General features: G+C 60.3%; 18 protein-coding genes. 14 read left to right on the top strand and 4 right to left on the bottom strand.

All coding sequences use genetic code 11. The features are described from left to right. Positions 1–141: 141 nt before the first annotated feature. Entirely contained in the window at positions 142–1,536 is a 1,395-nt protein-coding gene (locus H0Z09_RS06280; RefSeq protein ID WP_012722339.1) for a PhoH family protein, read from the bottom strand. Positions 1,537–1,875: 339 nt separating this feature from the next. Next, positions 1,876–3,000, bottom strand: coding sequence for a polysaccharide deacetylase family protein (locus H0Z09_RS06275; protein WP_186688495.1), 1,125 nt, complete (start codon positions 2,998–3,000; stop codon positions 1,876–1,878). Positions 3,001–3,132: 132 nt separating this feature from the next. Between H0Z09_RS06275 and yaaA the strand changes: the two genes are divergently transcribed. The 13 genes from yaaA to H0Z09_RS06210 all read left to right on the top strand — a co-directional run bounded on the left by yaaA (position 3,133) and on the right by H0Z09_RS06210 (position 21,342). Beyond that, positions 3,133–3,912 (top strand): peroxide stress protein YaaA, encoded by a 780-nt coding sequence (yaaA, locus tag H0Z09_RS06270; RefSeq protein WP_186688493.1) that lies wholly within the window; start codon positions 3,133–3,135, stop codon positions 3,910–3,912. Positions 3,913–4,809: 897 nt separating this feature from the next. Further along, complete coding sequence (locus tag H0Z09_RS06265; protein WP_186688491.1) at positions 4,810–6,126, top strand: nucleotide sugar dehydrogenase; 1,317 nt, start codon at positions 4,810–4,812, stop codon at positions 6,124–6,126. Between the two features lie 83 nt (positions 6,127–6,209). Beyond that, a complete protein-coding gene (gene alg8, locus H0Z09_RS06260) occupies positions 6,210–7,691 on the top strand; it encodes a mannuronan synthase (RefSeq protein ID WP_186688489.1) in 1,482 nt (493 codons plus the stop codon). 38 nt (positions 7,692–7,729) lie between these two features. Continuing rightward, a complete protein-coding gene (locus H0Z09_RS06255) occupies positions 7,730–8,896 on the top strand; it encodes an alginate biosynthesis protein Alg44 (RefSeq protein ID WP_076951267.1) in 1,167 nt (388 codons plus the stop codon). 17 nt (positions 8,897–8,913) lie between these two features. Further along, a complete protein-coding gene (gene algK / locus H0Z09_RS06250) occupies positions 8,914–10,431 on the top strand; it encodes an alginate biosynthesis TPR repeat lipoprotein AlgK (RefSeq protein ID WP_189672075.1) in 1,518 nt (505 codons plus the stop codon). Then, positions 10,428–11,915 carry an alginate export family protein gene (locus tag H0Z09_RS06245; protein ID WP_186688487.1) on the top strand — a complete coding sequence of 496 codons (1,488 nt, stop codon included), beginning with the start codon at positions 10,428–10,430 and terminating at the stop codon, positions 11,913–11,915. Before algK ends, H0Z09_RS06245 begins: the two co-directional genes overlap by 4 nt. Then, positions 11,915–13,504, top strand: coding sequence for a mannuronan 5-epimerase AlgG (gene algG, locus H0Z09_RS06240; protein ID WP_186688485.1), 1,590 nt, complete (start codon positions 11,915–11,917; stop codon positions 13,502–13,504). The genes H0Z09_RS06245 and algG overlap by 1 nt, the downstream gene beginning before the upstream one ends. An 11-nt stretch (positions 13,505–13,515) precedes the next feature. After that, positions 13,516–14,964 carry an alginate O-acetyltransferase gene (locus H0Z09_RS06235; protein WP_186688482.1) on the top strand — a complete coding sequence of 483 codons (1,449 nt, stop codon included), beginning with the start codon at positions 13,516–13,518 and terminating at the stop codon, positions 14,962–14,964. An 8-nt stretch (positions 14,965–14,972) separates the two neighbouring features. Next, positions 14,973–16,082 (top strand): mannuronate-specific alginate lyase, encoded by a 1,110-nt coding sequence (locus tag H0Z09_RS06230; RefSeq protein WP_186688480.1) that lies wholly within the window; start codon positions 14,973–14,975, stop codon positions 16,080–16,082. Positions 16,083–16,308: 226 nt separating this feature from the next. Beyond that, positions 16,309–17,841 carry an MBOAT family protein gene (locus H0Z09_RS06225; protein WP_076951263.1) on the top strand — a complete coding sequence of 511 codons (1,533 nt, stop codon included), beginning with the start codon at positions 16,309–16,311 and terminating at the stop codon, positions 17,839–17,841. Positions 17,842–17,852: 11 nt separating this feature from the next. Then, positions 17,853–19,022, top strand: coding sequence for an alginate O-acetyltransferase (locus H0Z09_RS06220; RefSeq protein ID WP_186688477.1), 1,170 nt, complete (start codon positions 17,853–17,855; stop codon positions 19,020–19,022). Positions 19,023–19,038: 16 nt separating this feature from the next. Then, on the top strand, positions 19,039–19,695 hold the full coding sequence (locus H0Z09_RS06215; protein ID WP_076951261.1) for an alginate O-acetyltransferase AlgF: 657 nt from the start codon (positions 19,039–19,041) through the stop codon (positions 19,693–19,695). A gap of 195 nt (positions 19,696–19,890) precedes the next feature. After that, positions 19,891–21,342, top strand: a complete 1,452-nt coding sequence (locus tag H0Z09_RS06210) for a mannose-1-phosphate guanylyltransferase/mannose-6-phosphate isomerase (RefSeq protein ID WP_186688474.1) — start codon at positions 19,891–19,893, stop codon at positions 21,340–21,342. 96 nt (positions 21,343–21,438) lie between these two features. Here H0Z09_RS06210 and H0Z09_RS06205 read toward each other — a convergent pair whose 3' ends face one another. Next, positions 21,439–21,741: a hypothetical protein gene (locus tag H0Z09_RS06205; protein WP_186688459.1), complete on the bottom strand. Its 303-nt coding sequence runs from the start codon at positions 21,739–21,741 to the stop codon at positions 21,439–21,441. A gap of 304 nt (positions 21,742–22,045) precedes the next feature. Continuing rightward, positions 22,046–22,459 carry a hypothetical protein gene (locus H0Z09_RS06200; RefSeq protein WP_076951258.1) on the bottom strand — a complete coding sequence of 138 codons (414 nt, stop codon included), beginning with the start codon at positions 22,457–22,459 and terminating at the stop codon, positions 22,046–22,048. Between the two features lie 180 nt (positions 22,460–22,639). Here H0Z09_RS06200 and H0Z09_RS06195 point away from each other — a divergent pair, with 180 nt between their 5' ends. Beyond that, the gene (locus H0Z09_RS06195; protein ID WP_186688456.1) at positions 22,640–23,104 is read left to right on the top strand and encodes a multidrug transporter; all 465 of its coding nucleotides are present in this window, start codon (positions 22,640–22,642) and stop codon (positions 23,102–23,104) included. The last annotated feature ends 6 nt before the right edge of the window (positions 23,105–23,110 follow it).

Genomic DNA, 23,110 nt, shown 5'->3' with positions numbered 1-23,110 from the left:
TTGTAAACCCAACCAGGATTAAATGTGGCAGCAAGGCCTATGTGGGAGCGGGCTTGCTCGCGAATGCGGTGTGTCAGCCGCCGGATTGATCGACTGTCACTCCGCATTCGCGAGCAAGCCCGCTCCCACAATGACCGCGTTTTACAAGTGAGACTCGGCGTATTCGGCCAGAATCGAGCGAGGTACCCCTTGCAGCGCAATATGCACGCCGTTCGGGAAGTCTTTGAAGCGTTCCGTCAGGTAGGTCAGCCCGGAGCTGGTCGCGGACAGGTAAGGGGTGTCGATCTGTGCCAGGTTGCCCAGGCACACCACTTTGGAACCGGCGCCGGCACGGGTGATGATGGTTTTCATCTGATGCGGGGTCAGGTTCTGGCATTCATCGATCAGGATCAGGCTCTGCTGGAAGCTGCGGCCTCGGATGTAGTTGAGGGATTTGAACTGCAACGGCACTTTGCTGAGGATGTAGTCGACACTGCCATGGGTGTTTTCGTCATCCATGTGCAAGGCTTCGAGGTTATCGGTGATCGCGCCCAGCCACGGCTCCATTTTTTCCGCTTCGGTGCCGGGCAAAAAGCCGATTTCCTGGTCCAGGCCCTGCACGCTGCGGGTGGCGATGATGCGGCGATAGCGCTTGGTGACCATGGTCTGCTCGATGGCGGCGGCCAGGGCGAGGATGGTTTTACCCGAGCCCGCGGCGCCGGTCAGGTTGACCAGGTGGATGTCCGGATCGAGCAGCGCATACAGCGCCAGGCTCTGGTAGATATCACGCGGTTTCAGGCCCCAGGCTTCCTGGTGCAACAGGGGTTCCTGATGCAGGTCGAGGATCAGCAGCTTGTCGACCTGGATTTCCTTGATCCAGCCGACAAAGCCTTGTTCATCGATAATGAATTCATTGATGTGCACAGCCGGCAGGTTGTCGATCAGCTGTACCTGGTGCCAGGTGCGGCCATGATCCTGACGGGTTTCCACCTTGCTGACCAGGTCCCAGAACGAGCCTGTCACGGTGTGATAACCACGCGACAGCATCGAGACGTCGTCGACCAGTTGGTCGGTGCTGTAGTCCTCGGCGGCGATCCCACACGCGCGGGCCTTGAGGCGCATATTGATGTCTTTGGTCACCAGCACCAGGCGCAGGTCCTTGTCGCGCGCGTGCAGGTCGATCAATTGGTTGATGATTTTGTTGTCGTTGAGGTTTTCCGGCAGCAGGCTGTTGGGCTCGCTGCGCTTGCTCATCAGAATCGACAGCAAGCCCTTGGGCCCGCTCTTGCCACGCTGGATCGGTACGCCGACCTCGACATCCTCCGGCGACGCTTCGCCCAGTGTCTTGTCGATCAGGCGGATGGCCTGGCGGCATTCGGCGGCCACGCTGTGATGGCCGCTTTTGAGCTTGTCGAGTTCCTCAAGCACGATCATGGGGATGGCGACGTGGTGTTCTTCGAAGTTAAGCAGTGCGTTTGGATCGTGGATCAGTACGTTGGTATCAAGCACATAAAGGATTGGCTGGTCGGAAGAAGGGTTACGTCCATGATCATCCATACTCGGTCACCTTTGTGGGAGCCATTCGACGCAATACCTGGGCGGTGCTGCGCCTCGAATCGACCACCGAACACACCTGAGTGACGTCAAGTGCATTGCCCACAGCAGGAGTCTTGGAAGACGCCACCTGTGTTGCAGGTTTCGGCGATCTGACTTCGTAATACCGCAAAACCCATGACAGGAAAAAGCACTTTGACGTTTTTTTGAAGTTTATTTTTCAGGATGACGAATAGCACTAGCCGAGTGCCAGGCAGCCCGCTAAAGTCGGAAGTCCGCCTGCATCGAAATGTCGCGCAAAATCACCCCGAAAATCCCCCGTACCCAACAGGGCCGGGCACTTCAGCGAAACGCCTCCCGGCAGTCCTGCCAACCCAGCCCACTCTGCGCCGTCGCCTGCAACAAGATCGGCAAAGCGACTCGTGCCTTGTCCTGGGTGTCGTGAAACACAATCACGCCCTTGCGCCACAGCAGCATCAATGTAAGCACGCGTTGCGCCGACTCTTGGGCCTTGAGCTTGCCCGGCTCGTCCTGGGAATCGATGTCCCACAGCGCCACCTGCAAGCCTTGGGCCTGGAAAAAACCCTGGCTGTCGGCGCGGCGCTGGCCGTAGGGCGGACGGAACAGCGGCACGTAATTCTCCGGCATCAGGTTTTGCACCAGCGAGGCGCTGCGGGTGACGGAGCCCTGCCAATCCACCCAGTGGCTGTGGGAGCGATATTGCCAGCCCTGGGTGCCCACGCACTGGCCCTGGTACAACGCCTGCACCTGCGCAACCGAACTACGTTCCACGCGGGTTTGCAGGCTGCTGCCGAGGGCAAAGAACGTGGCGTTCATCTTTTGCTTGTGCAGGTAATCGGTGAGCCAGTCGGTGTTGCCGCTGACCGGCGCGGGACCGCCGTCAAATGTCAGGAGGAACAGGCGGTCGTTGAATTCGTCGCCATTGCGCTCATGCTCGCCGAAACGCGCGACTTCGCTGCTGATCTGCGGGAACAGCGCGGCCTTGCGCAGCAGCTCGTCCAGATAGCGCTCATGAAACGTATGGCTCGGCGCAGCCCAGCCTATATAGAAAGAGTCCTCGCCCACTTCGAACTTACCGGCCTGCTCGCGCAGGTCGTCCATGCTTTCGACCAGATAGCAGAACGAAGCATCGACCTCGCAGCTTTCCTGGGCAAAGCTGTAGTTTTCCAGCAAGCGCTGCCAGAGCTGGCGGCGCAGGTCTTCGATGGCGGCCCGGTTGATGATCTTCAAGCCCAGGCGCTGTTTGAGCGCCGCGTCGTCCAAGGCCTCGCTGGCCAGCAGGCTGCGGGCGAACATCAGGATTTCCGCGCGCGAAGCCACATCGAACAGCGCTGGCGTGCCGAGCTGCTCGGGCCAGGTGCCACGGTCGAGGCTGGCCACGTCCACTGGCGCAGCCTGGGCATTCAGGCACAGCAGGCATGCCGATAATAAAAGCGCGATTCGCACACAGGGTCTCCTTCTCCAGAGTCGTTGGCCACTATAGCGGATCATGCCTATCGCCATCATAGGTGGAGTCAAAACGCCCATGCCCCTAGAATCGCGCTCACGTTACACGCCACGATTTAAGGAAACGACTTCATGTTGATGGTGATTTCCCCCGCCAAGACCCTCGATTTCGAGACTGCGCCCACGACCCAGCGCTTCACCCAGCCGCAGTACCTGGACCATTCCCAGCAACTGATCGAGCAGTTGCGGGAGCTCAGCCCGGCGCAGATCAGCGACTTGATGCACGTCTCCGACAAGATCGGCGGCCTCAACGCCGCGCGCTTCGGCAGCTGGACCCCGGCGTTCACGCCGGCCAATGCCAAGCAGGCGCTGTTGGCGTTCAAAGGTGATGTGTACACCGGCCTGAATGCCGAGACCTTCAGCGATGCCGATTTCACTTACGCCCAGGACCACCTGCGCATGCTCTCCGGCCTGTATGGCCTGCTGCGCCCCCTGGACCTGATGATGCCGTACCGCCTGGAGATGGGCACCAAGCTCGCCAACCCCAGGGGCAAGGATTTGTATGCGTTCTGGGGCACGCGCATCAGCGAGTGGCTGAACGAAGCGCTGGCCGAACAGGGTGACGACGTGCTGCTGAACCTGGCGTCCAACGAGTACTTCTCGGCGGTCAAGCGCACGGCGCTTAATGCACGCATCATCAACACCGAGTTCAAGGACCTCAAGAACGGCCAGTACAAGATCATCAGCTTCTACGCCAAAAAGGCGCGGGGCATGATGAGCCGCTTTGTCATCCAGGAGCGCATCAACGACCCGGCCAAGCTCAAGGCCTTTGATGCGCAGGGCTATCGCTTCGATGCGCAGCAGTCCAAGCCGGACAACCTGGTGTTCCTGCGCGATCACGCACCGGAATAAGGCCTTACCTGCTTTTTTCCAGACGATGAAGGCTACTGTGGGAGCGGGCTTGCTCGCGAAAGCGGATTTTCAGTCACACATGTAGCGACTGAGACTCCGCTTTCGCGAGCAAGCCCGCTCCCACATTTTTGCCCGCGTTAAACTCATGAAACGTCATATCTTTGACGTCAAAAAACATCATGAAGCACATCTAACAATTCTTTCACTCGACATCCGCCGGTTTTTTTCGTAGTGGCACCACTTTTTTTAAACACTAGTGGCACAAAACTATCCCTTCGCGCCAACTACCTGTAACTACTGGCCCAAATTGCAAGTGCTATCAATATAGTATTAGTGCCATCTCAGCCAATATTTCAAAAAATTTCCGCAAACAGGATGAGCGGCCAGGAACTTCGTCTGAACGCACGGCTCATACCACCGGTAACGAAATTCTCTGTTTCTGTAAGAGATGACTTACATAGCGACCCAAGGAAGCAGCCAAGTTGCCCCATCAACTTTGACTCACGGGTCACATCATCGAATGAGATGAGTTGAGGGCGGCGATAAGGATCAATTGCTATCCCGAAGGCCAAGGTAGCGCTTACCCAAAATGTGTCAGTGATGACACCCAAGGTGTTGATACTTAAAGGCTCTTAGCCTCTATCTGCACCTTGCGGCACTGGCGTCGGCACCTTCCCCCAAGAAGGCCGGCTGCATTTAAGGGCAAGCCCCAATAACAAGGCCAAGTTGCGCACAACTTGAGTGCAATAGTTAGTCACTCACTACTTAACATGCCTGTACGCGGTAAGTCGGCGTCTATTCGCTCAACTTCCGTGGCATTCAGTGACGCTTGCAAAAATGAACTCGCCATCAATTGGCATGATTAACACCGTCTTCAATGACAATGAGGTAAATGCGATGCGCATCAGCATATTTGGTTTGGGTTACGTTGGCGCGGTATGTGCCGGTTGCCTGTCTGCCCGCGGCCACGAAGTGGTTGGCGTAGACATCTCCAAGGACAAGATTGACCTTATCAATGCAGGCAAATCGCCAATCGTTGAACCCGGTCTGGGCGAGCTGTTGAGCCAGGGTATTGAAACCGGCCGGCTGCGCGGCACCACCAACTTCGCCGAAGCCATTCGCGATACTGACCTGTCGATGATTTGCGTCGGTACGCCGAGCAAGAAAAACGGCGACCTGGAACTCGACTACATCGAAGCGGTATGCCGCGAGATCGGCCTGGTCCTGCGTGACAAAGCCACCCGCCACACCGTGGTCGTACGCAGCACCGTCCTGCCAGGCACCGTCGCCAACGTGGTGATCCCGATCCTTGAAGACTGTTCCGGCAAAAAAGCCGGTGTCGACTTCGGTGTTGCGGTCAACCCGGAGTTCCTGCGTGAATCCACCGCCATTGCCGACTACGACCAGCCACCGATGACCGTCATCGGCGAATTCGACACAGCCTCCGGCGATGTCCTGCAGTCGCTGTACGAAGAACTCGACGCACCGATCATCCGCAAGGACATCGCCGTTGCCGAGATGATCAAGTACACCTGCAACGTGTGGCACGCCACCAAGGTGACCTTCGCCAACGAGATCGGCAACATCGCCAAGGCTGTCGGCGTCGACGGTCGCGAAGTGATGGACGTGGTCTGCCAGGACAAGACCCTCAACCTGTCCCAGTACTACATGCGCCCAGGCTTCGCCTTCGGTGGTTCGTGCCTGCCAAAAGACGTGCGCGCCCTCACCTACCGCGCCAGCTCCCTGGACGTGGAAGCGCCATTGCTCAACTCGCTGATGCGCAGCAACGAGTCTCAGGTACAGAACGCCTTCGACATCGTGTCCAGCCACGACAAGCGCAAAGTCGCGCTGCTGGGCCTGAGCTTCAAGGCCGGTACCGATGACCTGCGCGAAAGCCCGCTGGTCGAACTGGCCGAAATGCTGATCGGCAAGGGCTACGACCTGAGCATCTACGACAGCAACGTCGAGTACGCCCGTGTGCACGGCGCGAACAAAGACTACATCGAAGGCAAGATCCCGCACGTGTCGTCCCTGCTCAACTCGGACTTCGACGACGTGATCAACAACTCCGACGTGATCATCCTGGGCAACCGTGATGAGAAGTTCCGTGCCCTGGCGCAGAACGCACCGGACGGCAAGCAAGTGATCGACCTGGTGGGCTTCATGTCCAAGGCCACCAGTGCGGGCGGTCGCACCGAAGGCATTTGCTGGTAACAGCAACGGCAAGTTCCGGGCTGCAAGCGTACCAATCCCCAGCGCTTGCAGCCTGGAGCCTTCTTCACCTTCGGATGACGCTTATGTCCAAGTTAAAACACGTACTCCTTCAATCCGCCGGCTGGTTGTTCTTCCTGAGCCTGCTGATGGGACTCGCCCTGCTGCTGCCGGCGAGTACGTTCGACTCCGAGTCGAAGAATTTTATTTTCCTGATTGGTGCCGTCGGTATCTGGCGCTACTCGATGGGTGCTACGCATTTCTTTCGCGGCATGCTGTTCCTGTATGTGGTGTACCCGCACCTGCGCCGCAAAGTGCGCAAACTGGGCAAGACCGCCGACCCGTCCCATGTGTTCCTGATGGTCACCAGTTTCCGTATCGATGCGTTGACCACCGCGCAGGTCTACAGCTCGGTGATCCGCGAAGCCATCGAGTGCGGCTTCCCCACCACCGTCGTGTGCTCGCTGGTGGAAATGTCCGATGAGCTGCTGGTGAAAAGCCTGTGGGAACGCATGAACCCGCCGGAGCATGTGAAGCTCGACTTCGTGCGTATCGCCGGTACCGGCAAGCGCGACGGCCTGGCCTTCGGCTTCCGCGCCATCTCGCGCCACTTGCCGGATGACCGCGCAGTGGTTGCCGTGATCGACGGCGACACCGTGCTCGCCGAAGGCGTGGTACGCAAGACCGTGCCGTGGTTCCAACTGTTCGGCAATGTCGGCGGCCTGACCACCAACGAGTTCTGCGAAGTGCGCGGCGGCTACATCATGAGCGAGTGGCACAAACTGCGCTTCGCCCAGCGCCACATCAACATGTGCTCCATGGCCCTGTCCAAGCGCGTACTGACCATGACCGGTCGCATGTCGGTGTTCCGTGCCAGCGTCGTCACCGACCCGGGCTTTATCGCCGACGTGGAAAGCGACTCGCTGCAACACTGGCGCCTGGGCCGCTTCAAGTTCCTCACCGGTGATGACAAGTCCAGCTGGTTCAGCCTGATGCGCCTGGGCTACGACACTTTCTACGTACCGGACGCCGCAATCCACACCGTGGAACACCCGCCGGAAAAGAGCTTTATCAAGGCCAGCCGCAAGCTGATGTTCCGCTGGTACGGCAACAACCTGCGCCAGAACTCCCGCGCCCTGGGCCTGGGTGTACGCCGCCTGGGTCTGTTCACCAGCGTGGTGCTGTTCGACCAGCGCGTGTCGATGTGGACCTCCCTGCTCGGCCTGACCGTGGCGCTGATCGCCACCTTCAAGTACGGCGGCGCGTTCATCCTCGTCTACCTGCTGTGGATCGGCATCACCCGCCTGATCCTGACCCTGCTGCTGTCGTGTTCCGGCCACAAGATCGGCCCCGCGTACCCGGCGATTCTCTATTACAACCAGATCATGGGCGCGCTGGTGAAGATCTACGTGTTCTTCCGCCTTGATCAACAGTCCTGGACCCGCCAGGACACCAAACTGACCCGCGATTTGGCCAGCTTTCAACGTTGGTTCAACACCTGGTCGTCTCGGACCATGACCTTCTCCGCCGGCAGCATTTTCGTTGCCGTGTTGCTGATGATGGTCTGACCCTGCCAAGCCTGAATTAACTAGGAACTACACACACCATGAATAGCCAAGTAAACGCCAACGTTGTCCACGAATCCGAAGCCCAGCGCCAGCACGCCCGGGTCAAAATCCCGGCCAAGCTGCGCTTCTTCAACACTGACCGCACGCCGACCGAAGCACGCGTGCTCGACCTGTCCGCCGGCGGCCTGGCGTTCACCGCCACGCAGCCGCTGACCGTGGGTGAAGTGCACAAGGGCCGCCTGCAGTTTGTGATCGATAACCTCGGCCTGGCCATGGACGTGGAGTTGCAGATCCGCTCCTACGACCGCCAGACCGGCCGCACCGGTTGCCAGTTCCAGAACCTCGATGCCCAGGATATTTCCACCCTGCGCCACCTGATCACCTCGCACTTGTCCGGTGACATCGTGACCATGGGCGACGTGCTGGCCACCCTGCAACGCGACAACTTCACCAAGGCGCGCAAGAACAAGGACAGCGGCAGCAACATGAGCGCCTTTGGCCGTCTGCGCGCCGTGACGTTCAGCCTGGCGATCTTCCTGGTGGGCCTTGCCGCGTTCGGTTTTGTCTTCAAGTCCCTCTACGGCATGTATTTCGTCAGCCACGCCCAGGCCGGGCTGGTCAGCGTACCGGGCATGAACGTGACCATGCCACGCGACGGCACCGTGCAAAGCCTGCTCAAAGGTGACGCCATCGCGGCCAAAGGCGCGCCACTGGCAACCTTCAGCACCAGCATGCTGGACGTGCTCAAGGGCCACCTGGACGAAGACCAACTGCAACCGGCCAAGGTTGAAGAGCTGTTCGGCAAGCAAATGACCGGCACCCTGACGTCGCCGTGCGACTGCATCGTTGCCCAGCAAATGGTCGCCGACGGTCAGTACGCCAGCAAAGGCGATGTGATCTTCCAACTGGTTCCACGCGGTGCCCAGGCCAACGTTGAAGCACGCTTCTCCTATCGCCAGTTCGGCGACGTGCGCCCAGGCACGCCGGTGACCTTCCAGGTCGCCGATGAAGAACAGACCCGCACCGGCACCATCGTCAGCAGCACCAGCCTGAACAGCGCCGACCTGTCTTCCGACATCCGCGTGCAGATCAAGCCTGATGCACCGCTGGACAGCACCTACGCCGGCCGCCCGGTGGAAGTGACCAGCGACCGTGGCCCATCGCTGAACTGGCTGATCGATAAAGCCATGGCTCACGGTCTGTAAGCGAGGACATGCCTGTGATGACTCCTATCTCAAATACACCGCTATCCCTGTGGGAGCGGGCTTGCTCGCGAAAGCAGTGTGTCAGCCAACACATGCAGCAACTGACACGCCCTCTTCGCGAGCAAGTCGAAGCGTCGAACCGCCGCTCCCACATTGGATCGGTGTGCACTTTGGCGTTGGCGATTAGCCTTGCTGGTTGCGCCGGCCTGCCCGACCAACGCCTGGCCAACGAAGCCCTCAAGCGCGGCGACACCGTCACCGCCCAGCAGAATTACCAGCAACTGGCAGACCTGGGCTACAGCGAGGCCCAGGTGGGCCTGGCCGATATCCAGGTGGGCACCCGCGATCCGGCGCAGATCAAACAGGCCGAGGCCACCTATCGTGCGGCGGCGCAAACCTCGCCACGCGCCCAGGCCCGTCTCGGCCGCCTGCTGGTGGCCAAGCCAGGCAGCACCGAAGCCGAACACCATGAAGCCGAAGGCCTGCTGAAAAAGGCCTTTGCCAATGGCGAAGGCAACACGCTGATCCCACTGGCGATGCTGTACCTGCAATACCCGCACAGCTTCCCGAACGTCAACGCCCAGCAGCAGATCAGCCAGTGGCAAGCCGCCGGCTACCCGGAAGCCGGCCTGGCCCAGGTGCTGCTGTATCGCACCCAGGACACCTACGACCAGCATCTGGATGACGTAGAGCGCATCTGCAAAGCGGCGCTGAACACCACCGATATCTGCTATGTCGAGCTGGCCACGGTCTACCAGAAAAAAGCCGAGCCGGAAAAACAGGCCGAGCTGCTCAAGCAGATGGAAGCCGGCTACAGCCGTGGCACCGTCACCGCACAACGTGTCGACAGCGTCGCCCGTGTGCTGGGCGATTCGACCCTGGGCAAGACCGACGAGAAAACCGCCCAGGCCCTGCTGGAAAAAATCGCCCCTGGCTACCCGGCATCGTGGGTCAGCCTGGCGCAACTGCTCTACGACTTCCCGGAACTGGGCGACGTCGACCAGATGATGAAGTACCTGGACAACGGCCGCGCCGCCGACCAGCCGCGCGCCGAGCTGTTGCTGGGCAAGCTCTACTACGAAGGCAAGTGGGTCCCGGCTGACGCCAAGGCCGCCGAAGCCCATTTCGAAAAAGCCGTCGGCAAGGAAGTGGCCGCCGATTACTACCTCGGCCAGATCTACCGCCGCGGCTACCTGGGCAAGGTCTATCCGCAAAAAGCCCTGGACCACTTGCTGACCGCTGCGCGCAACGGCCAGAACAGTGCCGATTTCGCCATCGCCCAATTGTTTTCCCAAGGCAAGGGCACCAAGCCCGACCCATTGAACGCCTATGTCTTCAGCCAATTGGCTAAAGCCCAGGACACGCCAGAGGCCAATGACTTGGCCACGCAGCTCGAAGCCCCGCTCACGCCGGAACAACGCGCGCAAGGCCAACGCCTGGTGCAGCAGGAACTGGCCGCCCGCGGCACCCTGGCCCAGAGCACGCTGCAACTGCACGCCCTGGATGAAGAAGAAGAAGGCGAGGAATCCCTATGAAGCTCAATCCATTCGTCAAGGCCGGCATCGGCCTGACTTTTGCCCTGCTGTGGTCGTGCCCGACCCTGGCCGCCCTGACCGAAGCCAAGAACTTCGGCCTGGAAGTGAAGGCCACCGCCCAGTCCGAAGATGACCGTGACCTGGGCACGCAGAAAGGCGGTGACGTCAACGGCATCGGCCTGGACCTGCGCCCCTGGGTCTACGGCGAAAGTGGCGCCTGGAGCGCCTACGCCATGGGCCAGGCGGTGGTATCGAGCGACATCATCGAGACCGACACCCTGCAACAATCGGCGGATGACGCCAACCAGCAAACCACCAACAACGACCGCAAGGCCAAGAAAAACTACCTGGCCCTACGCGAATTCTGGGTCGGCTACAGCGGCTTCACGCCGTACCCCGGCGAGATTCTCAAGCTGGGTCGCCAACGCCTGCGCAATGACGACGGCCAATGGCGCGACACCAACATCGAGGCGCTGAACTGGACCTTCGACACCACCCTGCTCAAGGCCAATGTCGGCGTCGCCGAGCGTTTCAGCGAATACCGCACCGACCTCAAGGAACTGTCGCCCCAGGACAAGGACCGTCAGCACCTGTACGCCGACGCGTCCTACCAGTGGATGCCGGGCCAGTGGATCGGCCTGCGCGGCCATCACACCCATGACAACGGCAAGCTCGATTACCCGGAACCGGGCCAACCCACCGACTCCTTGGACAAGCGCTCGAACGGCGACCTGACCTGGCTCGGCATCGAAGCCAACAGCGACGCCTACAACTGGCGCAACACCAACACTGTGAACTACTGGGCCAGCATCACCGGCATGCAGGGCGACCGAGACAAGGTCAACGCCTTGAAAGCCGACGGCAGCCGCCCCGATCAAGCCAAGCGCAGCGACGATGTGAGTGGCTGGGCCACCGACCTCGGCGTGCGCCTGCGTCTGGACCCGCAGTGGCAAGTGGGCGCGGCCTATGCCCGCGCCAGTGCCGAGTACGAGCAGAACGGCCTGCAAAGCAACCGTTCGAACTGGACCGGCACCCAGTCTCGCGTGCACCGTTTCGGCGAAGCATTCCGTGGCGAGATGAACAACATGCAGTCCATGAGCCTGTTCGGTTCCTGGCAGCTGCGCGAGGACTATGACGCCAGCCTGGTGTACCACAAGTTCTGGCGCGTGGACGGCAACAAGCCGGTGGGCAGCAACGGCATCGATGCCGTGCAAAACAACACCGACGACGTGACCGGCGCGATCCTGTCCAGCACTTCCCTGCCGCTTGAAGACGGCAAGAAAGACCTGGGCCAGGAGATGGACCTGGTGGTCACCAAGTACTTCAAGTCCGGCCTGTTGCCGGCAGCAATCAGCCAGTCGTTCGACGAGCCTTCGGCCCTGGTGCGTTTTCGTGCCGGTGTGTTCAAGCCAGGTGATGCCTATGGCAGCAACGTCGACTCCTACATGCATCGCGCGTTCGTCGACGTGATCTGGAAATTCTGATGGGAGCCTGCGCAATGAACCCTCAAGCCCTCAAAGGCTCGGCCCTGCTGGCGGCAGCGATGCTGCTGGCAAGCGGCGCCGCCATGGCCGATGTCGCGCCGCAGGCTAAAGCGCCGACCATCGCCAAAGAGCTGCAGCAGGCCAAGACCTATACCATTTCCAGCCCGCCGACCGCGCCGCTGGAAATGGCCAAGCCGGCCCTGCCGGACCTGTCGGGCTACACCGCGGCGGCGATCGAGAAGAAGATCGTGCGCACCAAACCAGGCAAGATCAGCATCCGCCGCATGATGCAGGAAGACGCCCTCAAGGACTTCATCGGCGGTGACAACAAGATGGCCGAATGGGTGGTGCGCCAGCACGGCATCCCCCAGGCGATCTTCATCGACGATGGCTACATGAACCTCAAGGACCTGCTGGGCAAAGTGCCCAAGCAGTACCTGAGCGAAACCTCGCCGGGCGTGTTCCTGGCCAAGCTGCCGATCGTGGTCGGGCGCAAGGGCATCCTGGACATCGACAAGAACACCCAGGAGCTGCGCCTGTCCCAGGAAGCCGGTTCGTTCCTGATCAACGACGGCCAGCTGTTCGTGCGTGACACCAAAGTCACCGGCTGGAGCGAAAAGGCCAACGGCCCCGCGCTGTTCAAGTCGCCCAAGGAATTCCGCCCGTTCCTGCTGGCCTGGGGCGGCACCGAGACGTACATCTCCAACACCAAGATGGCCAGTTTCGGCTACGCCAACAGTAAGTCGTACGGGGTGAGTATCTCCCAGTACACGCCAAACATGGCCAAGGTGCTCAAGCGCGCGGAGCCGACCGGCTGGATCATCGATTCCGAGTTCTCGGACATGTGGTACGGCTTCTACTGCTACGAGACGACCGGCTTTGTGATCAAGAGCAACACCTACAAAGACAACATCGTCTACGGCATTGACCCCCACGACCGTTCCCACGGCCTGATCATCGCGGACAACACCGTGTACGGCACGAAGAAGAAGCACGGCATCATCATTTCCCGGGAAGTGAACGACAGCTTCATCTTCAACAACCGCAGCTACGACAACAAGCTCTCGGGGCTGGTGCTCGACCGTAACAGCGTCAACAACCTGGTAGCCGACAACGAGCTCTACCGCAACCACACCGACGGCATCACCCTCTATGAGAGCGGTGACAACCTGCTGTGGGGCAACAAGGTGATCGCCAATCGTCGTCACGGCATTCGTGTGCGTAACAGCGTGAACATCAAGCTCTACGAGAACACCTCGATGGCCAACGGCCTGACCGGGCTCTACGGCCATATCAAGGATTTGACCGACACCGACCGCGACATCGCGCTCGACCCGTTCGACGCCAAGGTGTCGCTGATCGTGGTCGGCGGTGAACTGGCAGGTAACGGCAGCGGGCCGCTGTCCATCGACTCGCCGTTGAGTGTCGAGCTGTATCGCGTGTCGATGCTGGCGCCGACCAAAACCAGCGGTATCAGCTTCTCCGGCGTGCTGGGCGATCGCCAGGAAGAGATTCTCGACCTGCTGGTGCGCCAGCAGAAAGCCGTGCTGATCGACCCTGTCGAACGCCAGACCGAATTGCAGGACTGAGGATGACCCTTATGCACCCACACATGATCAAACTGCTGAGGCTCTCGGGTCTGACCCTCGGCCTGCTCGCGGCCAGCCAGGGCGTGCGCGCCGACGAAATCAAGGCGCCGACCTTCACCGCCGAACCTTGCTGCAGCCTGTGCCCGGCCGCCCATGACGCGAAGAACTACACCACGCGTTATCAGCAGAACTTCACCACCCTGGTGCAAGCCCAGGGCGATTGGCTGTTCCGTACCCAGGAAGACCTGCGGACCGAATTCGACACCACCCCGTCCGGCTACAAGCGCATGCAACAGTTGCACGATGCGTTCAAGAGCAAGGGCGTGGAACTGGTGGTGGTCTACCAGCCGACCCGTGGCCTGGTGAACCGCAACAAGCTCAACCCCGAAGAGAAAGCCAAGTTCGACTTCGACAAGGCGCTGGGCAACTACAAGACCATGCTCGGCCGTTTCGCCAAGATGGGCTACGTGGTACCGGACCTGTCGCCGTTGACCAACGAGCAACTGCCGGATGAATTGCCGGCCCACGACTTCTACTTCCGTGGCGACCAGCACTGGACCCCTTACGGTGCCCAGCGCACGGCGAAAATCGTCGCGGCCAAGATCAAGCAGATGCCTGAGTACGCCGGGATTCCCAAGCGCGAATTCGAAACCAAGCGCTCCGGGCGCATGGGCAAGACCGGCACCCTGCACAACATGGCCGGGCAACTGTGCGGCACCAGCTACGCGATCCAGTACATGGACCAGTTCACCACCGAGCCCAAGGGCGAAGCGGGCGATGGCGACCTGTTCGGCGATTCGGGCGACCCGCAGATCACGCTGGTGGGCACCAGCCACAGCGGCAAGAACTACAACTTCGCCGGCTTCCTGCAGGAGGAGATCGGTGCCGACATCCTCAACGTCGCCTTCCCCGGCGGTGGCCTGGAAGGCTCGATGATCCAGTACCTGGGCAGCGAAGAATTCCAGAAAAACCCGCCGAAGATCCTGATCTGGGAGTTCTCGCCGCTGTACCGCCTCGACCAGGAAACCATCTACCGCCAGATGATGGCGCTGCTGGACAACGGTTGCGAGGGCAAGACGGCGCAGATGTCCGCGAGCACTACATTGAAACCCGGCAAGAACGAATTGATGGTTAACAGTTCGAACAAAGACCTGCGCAACGCCAATCATCAGGTCGATATCCGCTTCGCCGACCCGTCGGTGAAAACCCTGCAAGCCACCCTCTGGTACATGAACGGGCGCCACGAGGACATCAAGATCGAGAAACCCGAAACATCCGATACAGACGGGCGTTTCGCCTTTGAACTGCGCACCGATGAAGACTGGGCCTCGCAGAACTTGCTGGCCGTGGAAGTGCAGGGCCCTGAAGCGGGCGCTGCCGCGCAGAAAGTCGAAGCGAAAATTTGCACACGCAACGTATTCCCCGCCGGTGGTCAACAGACCGCTTCAACGGGGCAATGAGGTTACTTATGCAGAAATTACTGATTCCATCGTTGCTGGGCCTGGCGATCTTCGCTGGCGCAGCCAACGCCGCCGCCCCGCTGCGTCCGCCCCAGGGCTATTTCGCACCGATCGAAGCGTTCAAGACCGGCGACTTCAAGGAAAACTGCGACACCATGCCGACGCCCTACACCGGGCCTCTGCAGTTTCGCAGCAAGTACGAAGGTTCCGACAAGGCGCGTTCGACCCTGAATGTGCAATCGGAAAAGGCCTTTCGCGACAGCACCGCCGACATCACCAAGCTGGAAAAAGACACCAGCAAACGCGTGATGCAGTTCATGCGCGATGGTCGCCCGGAACAGCTCGAATGTACGCTGAACTGGCTGGTGTCGTGGGCCAAGGCTGATGCGTTGATGTCCAAGGACTTCAACCACACCGGCAAGTCGATGCGCAAATGGGCACTGGGCAGCATGGCTTCGGCCTATGTGCGCCTGAAGTTCTCCGAGTCGCACCCGCTGGCCAACCATCCGCAGGAAGCACAGCTGATCGAAGCCTGGTTCAACAAACTGGCCGATCAAGTGGTGAGCGACTGGGACAACCTGCCGTTGGAAAAAACCAACAACCATTCCTACTGGGCCGCCTGGTCGGTGATGGCGACATCCATCGCCACCAACCGCCGCGACCTGTTCGATTGGGCCGTCAAGGAATACAAGGTCGGCGTGAACCAGGTCGATGACCAGGGCTTCCTGCCGAATGAATTGAAGCGTCAGCAGCGGGCGTTGTCGTACCACAACTACGCCCTGCCGCCGCTGTCGATGATCGCCAGTTTTGCCCTGGTTAACGGTGTGGACCTGCGCCAGGAAAACAACAGCGCGCTCAAGCGCCTCGGCGAAAAAGTGCTGGCCGGCGTGAAAGACCCGGAGATCTTCGAGCAGAAGAACGGCAAAGAACAGGACATGAAGGACCTCAAGGAGGACATGAAATACGCCTGGCTTGAGCCCTTCTGCACCCTCTACACCTGCGCGCCGGATGTGATCGAGCGCAAGCATGGGATGCAGCCGTTCAAGACGTTCCGTCTGGGGGGTGACCTGACCAAGGTCTACGACCCGACGCATGAAAAAGGCAACAAAGGTTCCTGACGAATTAACTGAAGAAATGGGTTCCCAATGTGGGAGCGGGCTTGCTCGCGAAAGCGGTGTGTCAATCGACACATCTGTTACTGAACTACCGCATTCGCGAGCAAGCCCGCTCCCACAGTTAACCCGGTTTCGTCAGTAGGAATGTAATACCGCCCTCCCCGATTTTCGTGGGGGGTTTGGGGGGGCTGCGGCCCTTGACTGTTGGTTTAAACATGGAGAGATCGGGATGGTTTTCTCGTCCAATGTGTTCCTGTTTCTGTTCTTGCCGATCTTTCTCGGCTTGTACTATTTGAGCGGGCAACGCTATCGCAACCTGCTGCTGCTGCTGGCCAGCTACGTGTTCTACGCCTGGTGGCGAGTGGACTTCCTGGCGCTGTTCGCCGCCGTGACGCTGTGGAACTACTGGATCGGCCTAAAAGTCGGTGCGGCCGGCGTGCGCACCAAGCCGGCCCAGCGCTGGCTGCTGCTCGGCGTGGCGGTCGACCTGTGCATCCTCGGCTACTTCAAGTACGCCAACTTCGGCGTCGACAGCATCAACGTGATGATGAAGTCGATGGGCCTGGAGCCGTTCATCCTCACCCACGTGCTGTTGCCGATCGGGATCTCGTTCTACATCTTCGAGTCCATCAGCTACATCATCGACGTGTATCGCGGTGATACCCCGGCGACCCGCAACCTCATCGACTTCGCGGCGTTCGTGGCGATTTTCCCGCACTTGATCGCGGGCCCCGTGCTGCGCTTTCGCGACCTGGCCGACCAGTTCAACAACCGCACCCACACCCTGGATAAATTCTCCGAGGGCTGCACGCGGTTCATGCAGGGTTTCATCAAGAAGGTGTTCATCGCCGATACCCTGGCGGTGGTGGCCGACCATTGTTTCGCCTTGCAGAACCCGACGACCGGCGATGCCTGGCTCGGCGCGCTGGCCTACACCGCGCAGCTGTACTTCGACTTCTCCGGCTACAGCGACATGGCGATCGGCCTGGGCTTGATGATGGGTTTCCGCTTCATGGAAAACTTCAAGCAGCCTTACATCAGTCAGTCGATCACCGAGTTCTGGCGGCGCTGGCACATCAGCCTCTCCACCTGGCTGCGTGACTACCTGTACATCACCCTGGGCGGCAACCGTAAAGGCACGCTGACCACCTACCGCAACCTGTTCCTGACCATGCTGCTCGGTGGCCTGTGGCACGGTGCGAACATCACCTACATCGTGTGGGGTGCCTGGCACGGCATGTGGCTGGCGATCGAGAAAGCGATTGGCCTCAATACCGCGCCGCGTAGTTTCAATGTGCTGCGCTGGGCCTTCACCTTCCTGCTGGTGGTGATGGGCTGGGTGATCTTCCGCGCCGAGAACCTGCACGTTGCCGGGCGTATGTACGGTGCGATGTTCAGCTTTGGCGAGTGGTCGCTGTCGGAACTCAACCGCGCCAACCTCACCGGGCTGCAAGTGGCGACCCTGGTGGTGGCCTACGCAACCCTGGCGTTCTTCGGCCTGCGCGACTTCTACACCAATCGCCCCGCCGAGAAGACCAAGCCAGCCGACCCGAGCCTGATCAAGGCCGTACCGGGCGACAACCCAGGGAGCATCCACGAGCCCGGTTTTACCGTGGGCCGTGACGCCGCCGTGCAACCGGCCTACTGGACCGCTGACTGGCCACGCTACGCCATGCGCGCTGCGGTGCTGCTGCTGTTCGTGGCGTCGATTCTCAAACTGTCGGCGCAGAGTTTCTCGCCGTTCCTTTACTTCCAATTCTGAGGGAGCCGACCATGACCCGTTCATTACGCGTCCTCTATATCGGCCTGTTCCTGGTGCTGTTGCTGGCCCTGGGCGCCTGGTCGCTGCGCAGTTTCTTCGGCTTCAGCACCAATGCCGACGCGACCGTACTCAACGGCCGCTGGGCCAAGGCCGTCGAGACGCACTACGACGAGGAGTTCCCGATCAAGCGCCTGGGCACCAACCTGTGGGCCGCGCTGGACTACAAGCTGTTCAATGAAGGCCGCCCTGGCGTGGTGCTGGGCCGCGATCACTGGTTGTACAGCGACGAGGAGTTCAACCCCGCCGTCAACGAAGACCAGAACCTTGAAGGCAACTACGCGCTGGTCGAAGGCGTACGCCAGAAGCTCAAGGCCCAAGGCATTCAACTGGTGATGGCGATCGTGCCGGCCAAGGTGCGCCTGTACCCGGAACACCTGGATGAGGTGAAGCCGGCGAGCATCCACGCCAACCTGTACCAGGACTTCCATGCCCGCGTTGCGGCCGACAAGATCATCGCCCCGGACCTGCTTGGCCCCCTGCAACAAGCCAAGCTGGGCGGCAAGCAAGTGTTCCTGCGCACCGACACCCACTGGACCCCGGACGGCGCGGAAATCGCGGCCAAGCAGTTGGCCAAGGCGATTGCCGACAAGACCCCGCTGAGCGGCGAGCCACAGCAGTTTGTCACCGAGGCCGAAACAACTGTGCCGCATAAAGGCGACCTGCGTTTGTTCCTGCCGCTGGACCCGCTGTTCGAAAACCTGATGCCGCCTAAAGAGCCGCTGGAAAAACGCGTGACGCACCTGGCTGAAACCAAAGGCGACGACGCGTTGTTCAGCGACAGCGAGACCCCGGTGGCCCTGGTGGGCACCAGCTACAGCGCCAACCCCAACTGGAACTTCGTGGGCGCGCTCAAGCAAGCCCTGGGCCGCGACGTGGTCAGCTACGCCGAAGACGGCCACGGCCCGATCCTACCGATGCTCAGCTACCTAAAAAGCGACGACTTCAAGAACAGCCCGCCACAGGTGCTGGTCTGGGAGTTCCCTGAACGTTATCTGCCTATCAACAACGAAATCGGCGATGCCGACCCCTCGTGGGTTGCGCAGCTTAAACAAGCCGGTTCGCGCCAACAAAACATGGCAATCAACACTAAATCCGAGACGCCCGACCGGGCGCAAAACTGAAAGAGAGGTAACTCACATGACTTTCACTACAACTCCGCGTCGTCTCGCCAAGACCCTGGCCATCGCTGCCGGCTTGAGCTTCGTATCGATGTCCGCCTTCGCCGGCGGTGACGCCGCCCTGTATGGCCCGACCGCACCAAAAGGCTCGAGCTTCGTGCGTATCTACAACGCTTCGAACCAGGAAGTCAGCGCGACGGTGGGCAGCACCAACCTGAGCGAAGTCGCGCCACTGGCCAGCAGCGATTTCAGCTTCATGCCCGGCGGTGACTACAGCGCCAAGGTCGGCAGCCAGACCGTACCGGTCAAACTGGCTGCCGACCACTACTACACCCTGGTCAACAGCGGCAGCGGCCAGCCGCAGCTGATCGAAGAACCGCCGTTCAAGAACAAGCAGAAATCCCTGGTGCGTGTGCAGAACCTCAGCGACAAAGCGCTGACCCTGAAAACCGCCGATGGCAAGACTGACGTGGTCAAGGCGGTCGCAGCCAAAAGCCGCGGCGAACGCGAAATCAACCCGGTGAAGGTGAGCCTGGCGTTGTATGACGGTGACAAGAAGGTCGGCGATGTGAAGCCGGTTGCCCTGGAGCGCGGTGAAGCGGCGGTGCTGTACGTCACCGGTTCCGGTTCGAACCTGTCGCCAGTCTGGGTCAAGCGCCCAGTGTCGACCCGCTGAATGAATTCCTGAACTGACCTATGCCCCCTGTGGGAGCCGGGCTTGCCCGCGATAGCAATGGTGAATCCAACACCGCCATCGCAGGCAAGCCAGCTCCCACAAGGATCGAGGCGTCAGTTCGGACCGAGACAAAAACAAGAGTGAAACGACAAACCTTCGTAGCTCTGACCCAAATCGATTCAAGGAGAAACCCCCATGATTCCAGTAATCCTTTCCGGTGGTAGCGGCTCACGTCTTTGGCCGCTTTCCCGCAAACAGTTCCCGAAACAATTCCTGGCCCTGACCGGCGAGCACACCCTGTTCCAGCAAACCCTGGAACGCCTGGTGTTCGAAGGCATGGACTCCCCGATCGTGGTCTGCAACAAGGACCACCGTTTTATCGTCAACGAGCAACTGGCCGCGCGCAAGCTGGAATGCCAGCGCATCCTGATGGAGCCGTTCGGCCGCAACACCGCGCCGGCCGTGGCCCTCACCGCGATGATGCTGGTCAATGAAGGCCGTGACGAACTGATGCTGGTGCTGCCGGCCGACCACGTGATCGACGATCAGAAAGCCCTGCAACGTGCGCTGGCCCTGGCCACCGTAGCGGCCGAACGCGGCGAGATGGTGCTGTTCGGCGTGCCGGCGACCCGTCCGGAAACCGGTTATGGCTACATCAAGTCCACCAACGATGCGCTGCTGCCCGAGGGCGTGAGCCGCGTCGAACAGTTCGTGGAAAAGCCCGATGAAAAACGCGCCGTCGAGTTCGTCAAGAGCGGCGGTTACTTCTGGAACAGCGGCATGTTCCTGTTCCGTGCCAGCCGCTTCCTCGAAGAGCTGAAAAAACACGATCCGGACATCTACGACACCTGCCTGCTGACCCTTGAGCGCAGCCAGCAGGATGCCGACACCGTCACCTTTGACGAAGCCACTTTCGCCTGCTGCCCGGACAATTCCATCGACTACGCCGTGATGGAAAAAACCCAGCGCGCCTGCGTGGTGCCGCTGAGCGCCGGTTGGAGCGACGTGGGCTGCTGGGCGTCGCTGTGGGCGGTCAACGATAAAGATATCCACGGTAACGTGAGCAAAGGCGACGTGGTGATCCAGGACAGCCGCAACTGCATGATCCACGGCAACGGCAAACTGGTGTCGGTGATCGGCCTGGACAACATCGTGGTGGTGGAAACCAAGGACGCGATGATGATTGCCCACAAGGACAAGGTCCAGGGCGTCAAGCAGATGGTCTCGACCCTCAATGACCAGGGCCGCAGCGAAACCCAGAACCACTGCGAAGTCTATCGTCCGTGGGGCTCCTACGACTCGGTGGACATGGGCGGTCGCTTCCAGGTCAAGCACATCTCGGTCAAGCCGGGCGCGTGCCTGTCGCTGCAGATGCACCACCACCGCGCGGAACACTGGATCGTGGTCAGCGGCACGGCCGAAGTGACCTGCGACGAGAACGTGTTCCTGCTCACCGAAAACCAGTCCACCTACATTCCGATCGCCTCGGTGCACCGCCTGCGCAACCCGGGCAAGATCCCGTTGGAGATCATCGAAGTGCAGTCGGGCAGCTACCTGGGCGAAGACGATATCGAGCGGTTCGAAGATATCTACGGTCGCTCGACGCCGGTTGAGCGTGGCGTGTCGGTGAAAACTATCGCGCAGTAAAACAGTCGTACAAGAAGCCCCCGTCCAGCCGACTGCGTCCCCTATCCGCAGCCGGTTGGGCGGGGGCTTTTTTAGTGCAATGGCTGTCAGAGCCTGTCAGCGACCGCCCCAGTTATTCGGGTCATAAATGTTGTAACTGCCGGAGTTGTTTGAGGTGTCGCCCGCGCGCTCATATTTGTCCTTGCCATATTCTTCCGCCGCCCTGCCACCCCACACCATAGCCCCTCCCAAGACCTTTGCTCCAAACCCTCCACTGGCAGCAATTCTCCCGCCAACTCCCTGCATTGCCGCTCCGGCCATCGTGATGGCTGCCCCTTTGGCTTTTTCGCTCCCCGAATCATCTTTAACGTTAAGCGCCACGGGAAAGTGCGAACTAACCCGCTCGCTCAAACCTTGCATAGCTCTTTGCCGAAGGTTCGTGAGCCCCATGTTTCGGCTAGCGGGTAAGTGGCGCCTGTCGACCTCGTTCCTACCCGCTTGATTGACGGAACCTTGCTCGGTGGGCGCGGATGCAGGTGCAGGCGCAGGTGCAACGGAAGTAGCCTGAACAGGGGTAAGGATGGTTGAAACGGTCATAGGGCATCTCACTCGATAAGGCTGCGATTGGGTTCCTTTATGGCTTAGCGTGCATTTCCGTGCTCAACCTATGTGGGAAAAAATTCCAACCGGTTCCTCGGGTGAACCTGTGCGCGTCGCAATGCCGTCAGGTTCGTCCAGCACCCGCGAATTTATCGGCGCCATACTCCTGGGCAACTTTGCCCCCCACGATCATGGCGGCACCCATCACTTTGGACAACGTACCACCGCTGGTGGCCATCTTCTGTCCCGCCTCTTGGGCTGCCATGCCTCCCACAGCAATACCAAGCCCTTTGGCGTGCCTGGCGTTCATACCGCTGTTGCGTAGTTCTGTTGAAGGCGTTTGCAGCAGGGTTTGCCCCAGATTTGTAAGCTTCTGGTCCTGCATACGACCAGGGGGGTGTCTAACTGCCTCTGCATTACCTTGCTTCGACGCGTCAGCAGGGTTCGGCATGGGTGCCCGCTGGGCGGTGATAAAAGAGGTCACCGCCGACGCTAATGCGGTGGTGACGGCCGGTACAAGAAGGGCTGAAGCAATCATGGTTTGTCTCGCTTGATCAGACTGCGATTAATATTTTCCTGGATATCTGGCATTTCCCTATGCCGGCTTTGTGGAAAAAATGAATTGTCAGGTTCCCTCGCAAGCGAAAACTGATACCCGCGATAGGCACCAGGCCCGACCCGCAGGTAGGATGTTTTATCTGCATATGAGGTTGTCATCATGTTTTTCGGCGTTCTCCTGATCATCACCTGGCTGATCCTGCTGCTGCGCTACCCTGCCAAGGCCTTGCCGGTGTCGTTGGCTGCCGCCGTCGGCCTGGGCTTCGTGGCGATGTGGATGGTATGGCTGGATAACCGTGAGGCGTCGCAATTGGCGCGCCTGGAACTGCGCATCCTCTATGCACCAGAGGAATGCCCCGCCGACCGACCGCTCAAGCTGACCCTCAACAACGGCAACGATGTACCGCTCACCGAACTGCGCTGGCGCCTCGCCGCCTATGCACCGGGGGACACCGTCAACCTCGCTGACAACGTCTATGCTGCCCCACGCTATCGCGGCCCCGGCGAATTGCAGGCCGGCGCGACCTGGGACGATTGCCTGCCCACACCGCCCCTGCGCCCCGGCTACCGCCCGCAGACCCTGGAATTTCGTGCCGAGCACCTGCAAGGCAGTTTCTCGGACTGACAAGGA

It is taken from the genome of Pseudomonas sp. SWRI18, assembly GCF_014268345.1.
Taxonomy (GTDB): domain Bacteria; phylum Pseudomonadota; class Gammaproteobacteria; order Pseudomonadales; family Pseudomonadaceae; genus Aquipseudomonas; species Aquipseudomonas cedrina.
Note: the sequence above shows the minus strand (reverse complement) of the source record. Positions and strands in the feature narration are given on the sequence as shown.